This window comes from Chitinophaga rhizophila (assembly GCF_019492185.1).
Lineage (GTDB): Bacteria > Bacteroidota > Bacteroidia > Chitinophagales > Chitinophagaceae > Chitinophaga > Chitinophaga rhizophila.
Genome location: NZ_JAICCF010000007.1, coordinates 107424 through 115764, shown reverse-complemented (window position 1 = coordinate 115764; position 8341 = coordinate 107424). Strand labels below are relative to the sequence as shown.

Below are 8341 nucleotides of genomic sequence, written 5' to 3'. Positions count from 1 at the left end.
GCTGCACACCCCGAATCATTAAGTAGCCAAACATTATTGAAATGAAAGACCCTAAAATTATTACTGATATCGCTGAATATCTGGATCAGGAAAAGCCCGTATGGGAGAAAGCGGCGCACCATTTACGTATTTCCCTGCGCCCCGTAATGGCGGAAATAAATGAGTGGTGGTTAAGATTACTGTGCCGTCAACTTACTGCGGCAGGCTTGTTCAATGACAATCTACTGGTCAAAGCGGTTGTGTTGCAATTGCCAGGCTGGAATCCGCAGCACAACCGGTGGCTGGATGAAACTATATCTATATTACAACGAGAAGGTTACCTGCGGGAAGAGGGCAAGGGTTGGTTGCTGACAGAAAAGGCGCTCCTGCAGATGCAGAATGTATGGGAACTCTGGCAGCAACAGAAAACAGGTTGGACAGCAGCGGAGAATTTCCTTGCCTGGATAGATCTTACCGATGCTACTTTACAAGCGTTGCCGGCCGTCCTGACCGGTGGTAAACCAGCAACGGACATCATATTTCCCGGTTCTTCCATGCATCTGGTAGAAGGCGTGTACAGGAACAACCAGGTTTCTGATCTCTTTAATGAAGTGTTGGCCAACTGCGTGATCGCCTATGTACGGCAACGGATTGAAGCTGATCCTTCAGCCCGCATCCGGATACTTGAAATCGGAGCAGGCACCGGGGGAACAAGCGCACTTGTGTTTAAGCAGCTGGAACCTTATGTAGCTAACATTGCTACCTATTGTTATACAGATATCTCAAAAGCATTTCTGTTTCATGCAGAGAATACCTTTAGCACGCAGGCCCCATACCTTGAGACTGCACTACTAAACATTGAGCAGCCCCTAGCTATGCAGGACGTTGCTATTGGCAGTTATGACCTGGTTATCGCGGCTAACGTACTGCACGCCACGCGAAATATTCGCTTTACACTTAGAAACGCAAAGGCATTGTTGGTCAAACGGGGCCTGCTATTACTGAACGAGATTACCGCTGCCAGCCTTTTCCCTCATCTCACTATGGGATTATTGGAAGGATGGTGGCTGCACGAAGATACCGTACTGCGTATTCCTGGTAGTCCCGGACTCACCACACAATCATGGCAGTCCGTTTTACAGTCTGAAGGATTTACCAAAGTGAAATTTCCCGCTACCTCGGCGGCTGAATGGGGTATGCAGATTATCGTGTCTGAAAGTAATGGAGTCATCAGGCAGCCGGTGGTAAACAAGGAGCGGACAGCAGCAGCTGCCGGACAAGAAATAATGCTAGAGCCGGTGGTGGTACCAAGCGCACCACCAGTTACTGCTGTACTGACTGCGCACATCAAAGATACCGTTGTCGAAAAGATAGCCCAGTCGTTAAAGATGCCTATTGACAAGATCCGGAGTGACCGACCTTTTGCTGACTATGGACTGGATTCAATCACCGGCGTTAGTCTGGTGCAAAAGATCAATAAGGCGCTGGCAATCGATCTTCAGACAACCACATTGTTTGACTACAGTACCGTCAATGAACTGACTGGTCATATTGTTGAGACTTATGGTCAGCAACTACAGCCGTCCGCTCCGGTTATACATGCAAGCATCACGCCTCCTGTTTCAGCCGGCACGACACCCAATACGCTGGCACCAGTTGCGGAACGCATCAGCACAGATGGAATCGCTGTCATCGGAATAAGCGGCAGATATGCTGACTCACCTGATGTGAACGCCCTCTGGCAACATATCGCAGCGGGACACAACCTGGTAAAGGACATTAGCAGGTGGGATCTGTCAAAAGTGTATGATCCGGAAGAAGATACAAGGAACTATTGTAAGCGTGGAAGTAGTCTTGATGAGATAGACCTTTTTGATCCTGTGTTCTTTAACATTTCCGGACTGGAAGCTACTTATATGGATCCGCAACAGCGGCTCTTTCTGGAAGAGTGCTGGAAGGCGCTTGAGCATGCCGGTTATGCGGGGCAGGTAGTGAATGGCCTGCGTTGTGGGGTGTATGTAGGGTATGGTGGCAATGATTATGCGCGATTATTGGGTGATAATCCGCCACCGCAGGCTTTATGGGGTAATCAGGGGGCGGCATTACCAGCACGTATTGCATACTATCTGAATCTGCAGGGACCTGCCATCACAGTAGATACTGCCTGTTCCAGCTCTTTGGTCTCGATCCATCTGGCCTGTCAGGCGTTAAGATCTGGAGAGACGGACATGGCACTTGCGGGTGGCGTAGCCGTTGCAACAACACCAGCTTACCTGATGGCACTGAACAGGGCAGGAATGTTATCTCCTACAGGTACCTGTTACACCTTCGATGACAGGGCAGATGGATTTGTAGTGGGTGAAGGTGTGGGTGTAGTCGTATTGAAACGATTGTCAGATGCCCAGCGCGATGGTGACTATATTTACGGTGTTATCAGAGGAAGTGGTATCAATCAGGATGGTACGAGCAATGGTATTACAGCGCCTAGTGCTTTGTCGCAGGAGCGTCTGGAGAAACAGGTGTACGATCGTTTCAACATTGATCCTGCTGGTATTCAGCTGGTCGAGGCTCATGGAACGGCTACCCGTCTGGGAGACCCTATAGAATATCAGGCATTGACAAAAGCTTTCCGTCACTATACCGGTAAAACGCATTATTGCGCGATAGGATCTGTTAAAACTAATATTGGACATACGACAGCCGCGGCGGGTGTGGCCGGCGTATTGAAAGTATTACAGGCATTGCAGCATCAGCAGTTGCCCCCTTCATTACACTATGAAAACGGGAATAGTAATATACGCTTTGAAGGAAGTCCGTTTTATGTCAATACTACATTGCAGCCATGGACCGTTCCCGCCGGAGAAATACGACGGGCTGCTGTGAGCTCATTTGGGCTAAGCGGTACGAATGCACACATGGTGATTGAGGAATCAACAACACCACTTAGGGTGCATACTCCTCGTCCCGGGTACCTTATTGTGCTCTCTGCACAGAATGTCGCCGCGCTGAAGCAACAGGTAATTAACCTGCGGGACTATGCGGTATCACATCCAGGTAACAATGCAGGAAATATCAGTTACACGCTTTTACTTGGAAGGAAACACTTTAATCACCGGCTTGCTTTTGTGGCACCAACAACCACTGTTATCGCGGATGTACTCTCAACATGGATGGAAAATAAGCAATTGGCTAGTGTGTACACCGGCGTGTTGCCGGATAGTGATATTGTTGAACGATCAGATACCAGGCTGCAAGGACAGGAGGCTATCCGGCTTTGCAATACAACAACTGAAGATACTATTTACCTCGCCGCGTTACAGCAGATCGCGGGTTTGTACGTCCAGGGGTATACACTTGCTTACAACCAACTATTTCCGGAAGGAGAATACAATCGTATTACCCTTCCTGCATACCCATTTACAAGGCAGCGATACTGGGTAGATGCACAGCGGGACGCTGTAGTTAAGAATGCAGATATACCTGCCAAACCGACAGATACTCTCTTACTTCAGCCTACTTATACAAAGGCAACAGCGACATTGCGGCAAGTTGTAGATGTGCATATTATATTATTGTGTACCGATGCTTCGGGTTTAACTGAAGCCATCAGATCAGCATATCCGGCGGCTACCATACTTGCACCGGATTACGCTGGATTAGCGATAGCAGAAAGATATTTTAGCTATGCGACATTACTTCTGGAGCAATGTCAATCCCTGAAGTCCTCCGCTCTGATACAGGTATTGGTAAGTGAGGAGAATGGGCAGCATGTATTCACCGGTCTGCAAGGATTTTTAAAGACAGCAGCGGCCGAATATCCTGCAATTACGACCCAACTATTATCAGCTGAAACTACCGCAGCATTGCACTCATTTGTACCTGCGTTATTGCATTATACTGCTTATCCATTGGTGAAATATAGTGATGAATTTTATGTGCCTGGTTGGGAACCATTACCTCACCAGAAATCAGCTCCTGTGGTATGGAAGGAAGAAGGCGTTTATATCATCACTGGGGGCGCTGGTGGATTGGGCTGGCTATTTGCAAAAGATATCGCTTCGCACATTTCCAATGGAGTGATTGTGTTAACCGGCAGGCGTGAGTTGTCAGCTGAGAAGGTGCAACAATTAAAGACAATACAGACAGATCGGCTGCGGGTAGAATATCGGCAGACGGATATCACAAACAAGACCGACACAATGTTGCTTGTACAGGATATCAAACATCGATACGGACGGCTGGATGGAATTATTCATAGCGCCGGCGTCATTCAGGACGGTTTGATCAGTAGTAAGTCAACTGCTACACTCTACGACGTACTTGCTCCGAAGGTCAAGGGACTTATCCATCTGAAAGAGGCAGCCGCTATTCTAGCGCCGGAATGGATTGTTTGCTGCTCTTCCGTGTCCGCTATTACGGGTAATCCGGGCCAGGCAGATTATGCAGCCGGCAACGGATTCATGGATGCCATAGCGGGAGATAATGTAATCTCTATCAACTGGCCGTTGTGGAAAGACGGGGGTATGCAGATCCCGCCGGACGCGCTTGCGCTGCTACAGGAAGAAGGCCTCCAACCAATGGCAACTGAGGAGGGTATGAAGGCATTCCACCAGATAGTGCAGGGGAAGCATCGCAATGTATTGGTATTACATGGTGATACAGCGTTACTTCAAAGGGGGGGGCATAATACCCAGATCGCAGCAGCCAGCCCATCTGTCAATGTGCAGCAAGCAGATAATGACCAGCTGTACGAAAAGACCCTGAGTGCACTCAAAAGATTATTTGCAGAAGAAACACGACTGGATGTATCTCATTTTTCTGCAGATGCGCCACTGGACCAATATGGTATTGACTCTGTACTGACTACGGCCTTGAACCGACGACTGCAAAAGGTCTTTGGCAAGATCTCCCGTACATTATTATTCGAATACCAGAATCTGGGGGCATTGACTAACTATTTCCTTCAGCATCATGCGCAGCAGTGTGTTGAATGGTCAGGATTGGCTGTTCGCAGTACTGTTCAACAGCAGCCAATCGCTAAAGAACCAAATAGCAAGGTAACACGTACTGGCAGTGACCAGTCCTTGTTAAGAGAACCAATAGCTATCATAGGTATAAGTGGCAGATACCCACAGGCAGAGAATCTGGATGTTTTTTGGCAAAATCTGGCCGCTGGTAAGGATTGTATCACTGAGATCCCGGCAGAACGGTGGTCGATTGACGGTTTCTATGAAGCTGATAGAGAAACGGCCATCGCTTCAGGAAAAAGCTACAATAAATGGGGTGGATTCCTGGAAAACTTTAGTGCCTTTGATCCTGTCTTCTTCAATATAACTCCCACAGAAGCCAGGGATATGGACCCGCAGGAGCGGATATTCATAGAGGTATGTTGGGAAGCGCTGGAAAATGCAGGATATAGTAAGACTTTACTGGAACAACGTCATCAGCGTAAAGTGGGGGTGTTTACTGGTATTACCAAAACAGGGTTTGACTTGTATGGTCCCGCACTCTGGCAACAAGGGGTACAGCAGTATCCGCATACCTCGTTTGGTTCAATGGCTAACCGCATCTCATATCTGCTGAATCTGCAGGGACCAAGTATGCCAGTAGATACGATGTGTTCATCTTCATTAACAGCTTTACATGAAGCCTGTGAACACCTGTTAAGGGGCGAATGTGAAATGGCAATTACTGGTGGTGTAAATTTATATCTGCATCCGTCTTCTTACGTGGCGCTCAGCGCATACAGAATGGTGGCGGCAGATGCCCGTTCCAAGAGTTTTGGTGCAGGCGGAGACGGTTTTGTGCCGGGTGAAGGCGCCGGAGCTGTGGTGCTGAAACGTTTGTCACAGGCTGAAGCCGATGGTGACCATATCTACGCGGTTATTCGTGCAACAGGTGTTAATCACGGTGGTCGTACCAAAGGCTATACTGTACCCAATCCGGTAGCACAGGCGGAACTGATCAGGAAAACACTAGACAAAGCGGGGGTGGATGCTGCTACGGTAAGTTATATTGAAGCGCATGGCACTGGTACTGAGTTAGGCGACCCAATTGAGGTGACAGGTATCACGCAGGCCTTCGCAAAAGACACCGCTAATAAGCAATATTGTGCTGTAGGTGCGGTCAAATCTAATATCGGTCATCTGGAAGCGGCCGCAGGTATTGCTGGTCTCACTAAAGTGGTGCTGCAGATGCAACACCGTCAGCTTGTGCCTAGTCTCCATGCCCGTGAGCTGAATCCCAATATTGATTTTGAAGACACGCCCTTATTCGTACAACAGACGCTGACGGAATGGAAAAGACCTCTCATAAGTCTTAATGGCGATCTGAAAGAGTATCCACGGATAGCTGGCTTGTCTTCCTTCGGTGCCGGTGGTGCAAATGCACATGCGATCATTGAAGAATATACAATGCCGGCTGACCAACCACATTACGACAAACCTGTCGTTATTATCCTTTCCGCTATAGACGATGACCGGTTATTAGAAGTTGTAAAAAGACTGTTTGCAGCTGTTACCGCGCACAAATACACAGATCCGCAACTTGCAGGTATCGCGTTTACCTTGCAAACCGGCAGGGAACATTTCTCTTCCCGTATAGCGTTTGTGGCAGAAAGCATCGACATGTTAGCTGACAGGTTGAATGCATACATCCAAAAAGGGGCACAGGCTGAGCAGGTCTATACCGGGCATGTGAAAAGATATCAAGAAAACTTACTGGCTACATTATTACAGAAAGAGGTTAATCATCTGCTGCCTGGTTATGTAAAAGATGGCGCTTATCACCGTATCGCAGCTTTATGGGTCAATGGTGTTGAGCCGGACTGGCATTTGCTATATACAAACGCTGTTCCTCGTAGAGTACCATTGCCAGCATATCCCTTTTTAAAGGAACGGTACTGGTTCGATACGCTGGTTACTCATTCTCAGGCAGCTACTCCCTCTAAAGTTATTGCTAAGCAAGCGCCCATTCATACCATGCTATTGTCGCCAGGTAGAGTTGCGGCGGCACATGCTGTGCAAGCATATATTCCCGGCGTACATCACGTGCTGTTGATCAATACGCCTGATGCCCTTGTGACTGCATATAGACATTATTTCCAATCCGCACAGGTGGAAATCTTGCAGGCAGATAGCTACACGTCAGTTGCTACAGCAGTACTAACAATCTTGCAGCAGCTGATCCGCCAACAGAATGTATTACTACAGGTTGTCTGCCAAAAAAGTGACCTGTTGTATACTGGTTTGTCAGGCATGTTACTGTCTGCCGTTGCGGAGCAACCGGCTATCGCTGTTCAATTGATTGTTACAGATAGTTGGGAAATGCTGGAACCTGCATTGCCAGAGTTGGGTCAATATGCTGCCTATCGGCAGCTTTATCTGAAGAAGGACGGTATCTATACAAACGCATGGAATTACTGCCCTGAAGACGTGAAAACCGGCTCGCTATGGAAAGATAAGGGTGTCTACCTGATTACTGGCGGAGCGGGCGGACTGGGATTGCTGCTTGCTAAAGACGCAGCAGCTAAAAGTGAAGGAGCAACGATCATCCTGGCAGGACGTAGTCCGCTAACAGCCGACAAACAAGCCTTGGTACAGTCATTGTCAGCCACCGGAACAACCATTGTATACGAACAGGCCGATATAGCGGATGAGGATCAGACACACCGTCTGGTGACCGATATCATTAATCGGTATGGTGGCCTTGATGGCATTATACATAGTGCCGGGGTAATCAGAGATAGCTTCATTATTAAGAAAACCATAACAGAGCTGATTACGGTGTTACAACCTAAGGTACAGGGGCTGATCAATCTTGATAAAGCCACTGCACAGCTGCCATTGGACTGGTTGATCTGCTTTTCTTCGCTATCTGCAGTAGCAGGGAATGCAGGACAATCTGATTATGCAGCTGCTAATGGCTTCCTCGATGCCTTTGCTGTATACAGGAATCAGCTGGCGAGGACAGGAGACCGTTCAGGCCACACATTGTCAATCAATTGGCCATTGTGGGAGCATGGAGGCATGCAGGTTGATGCAGCAACACGCAGGCAGCTAAAAGCAATTGGTATAGTTCCTTTGGATAATGCAGCAGGCATACGTGCGTTGGAGACGGCGCTTAAAAGTAAAGTAGCGCAGGTTGTCGTATTGCATGGCGCTTCAGACCTGCCGGAGAAACTATTAAACAATATTAACCCGCTTTCCCGGACAGTGATGCCTGGAAAACAGATCGATAACCAGCTATTGCATGATAAAACGTTGTCGGCATTGAAGGAGCTGTTTGCTGCGCAGACCAGACTGGATATCACGAGAATAGATGCAGAAGAACCCCTGGAAAGTTATGGAATTGATTCAATCCT

The 8341-nt window shown here is 48.1% G+C and carries 1 protein-coding gene (running past one end of the window); it reads left to right on the top strand.

Annotated elements, in window-relative coordinates:
- Positions 1-41 precede the first annotated feature (41 nt).
- Positions 42-8341 carry the 5' portion of an SDR family NAD(P)-dependent oxidoreductase gene (locus tag K1Y79_RS28355; protein WP_220253607.1) on the top strand. It continues 9166 nt past the right edge of the window, so 8300 of the gene's 17466 nt are visible here — the first part of the coding sequence; the start codon lies at positions 42-44; the stop codon falls past the right edge of the window.